Source organism: Bradyrhizobium tropiciagri (assembly GCF_001189845.1).
GTDB lineage: Bacteria > Pseudomonadota > Alphaproteobacteria > Rhizobiales > Xanthobacteraceae > Bradyrhizobium > Bradyrhizobium tropiciagri.
In genome coordinates, this window is sequence record NZ_LFLZ01000179.1 from 1 (window position 1) to 1,017 (window position 1,017).

A 1,017-nucleotide genomic window follows, 5' to 3' on the forward strand; every position below is an offset into this window, starting at 1 on the left:
TGCCGAGAACGGCTTCATCGTGGTGACGCAAGTCGGCAGCCAGACCTTCGGCATCGTGGTCGACGGCGTGTTCCACACCGAGGAGATCGTGGTCAAGCCGATGTCCACAAAACTGCGGCACATCGACATGTTCTCCGGCAACACCATTTTGGGCGATGGCGCCGTGATCATGATCATCGACCCCAACGGGATTGCCAAAGCGCTCGGCGCCTCCGGCTCCTCGGCCCATGACATGGCCGACGACAATGCCAGCAGCCATGCTGCGAGCGGCGAGCAGCTCACCTCGCTCTTGGTGTTCCGTGCCGGCTCCTCGCAGCCCAAGGCGGTGCCGCTCGGCCTCGTCACCCGGCTGGAAGAGATCGCAACCGACAAGATCGAGCTCTCGAACGGCCGCTACATGGTGCAGTACCGCGAGCAGCTGATGCCGCTGGTGCAGATGGCCGGCGTCGAGGTGCAGTCGCAGGGCTCGCAGCCGATCCTGGTGTTCGCCGACGACGGCCGCTCGATGGGGCTCGTGGTCGACGAGATCATCGACATCGTCGAGGAAAAGCTCAACATCGAGGTCGCAGGCTCGCAGGACGGCATTTTGGGCTCGGCCGTGATCAAGGGCCAGGCCACCGAAGTGATCGACGTCGGCCACTTCCTGCCGATGGCGTTCGCTGACTGGTTCTCGCGCAAGGAGATGCGCCCGTCGGCCTCGGCGCAGTCGGTGCTCTTGGTCGACGACTCGGCGTTCTTCCGCAACATGCTGGCGCCGGTCTTGAAGGCCGCCGGCTACAAGGTGCGGACCGCGGGCGGCGCGCAGGAAGGCCTCGCTGCGCTACGCTCGGGGCAGGCCTTCGACGTCGTGCTGACCGACATCGAGATGCCCGAGATGAACGGGTTCGAGTTCGCCGAGAACATCCGCTCTGACCACAACCTCAACCAGCTGCCGATCATCGCGCTGTCGGCGATGGTGTCGCCGGCGGCGATCGAGCGCGGCCGGCAGGCCGGCTTCCACGACTACGTGGCAAAATT

Annotated in this window: 1 protein-coding gene; it reads left to right on the forward strand. The window is 65.1% G+C overall.

The features are described 5' to 3' along the window. On the forward strand, window positions 1–1,017 hold a 1,017-nt coding region (locus AKN84_RS44300; RefSeq protein WP_128971735.1), incomplete at both ends, for a response regulator.